At 34.3% G+C, this 353-nt stretch carries 1 pseudogene; it reads right to left on the reverse strand.

The features are described 5' to 3' along the window. Positions 1-137: 137 nt before the first annotated feature. Positions 138-353 (reverse strand): annotated as a pseudogene (locus C1E99_RS01140) (FadR family transcriptional regulator); the annotation flags it as partial.

A 353-nucleotide genomic window follows, 5' to 3' on the forward strand; every position in this document is an offset into this window, starting at 1 on the left:
AATTGCTTTAACATCTTGACCTCCAATTAGAAAGCGTTGTCATTTATAGTTATAGTATACAATTCATCAGATGATTTGTCAATAAAAAAAGCAAAAAATACCCAGAAGAATTCTTCTGGGCTATCTATTTTGTATTTCTATTTATGATCGTTGAGACCATGCAAGGTCATATCTTTATCGAACCATTCGCTTAAAACAACCTGTCTTACTGATATAATATGTGCTAACATGCTGTCATAAGCCGCAACAGGGTGGCGTTGCTTGATAGCCATTAAGATATTCCTGTGGGCCTGTAAACTATCCGATTTCATCTGATGATTTGAGTAATTTTCATTGATCAGATGAATAGATTG

Origin of the sequence: Streptococcus suis (assembly GCF_002964045.1) — a bacterium.
GTDB classification, from domain to species: Bacteria; Bacillota; Bacilli; order Lactobacillales; family Streptococcaceae; genus Streptococcus; species Streptococcus suis_U.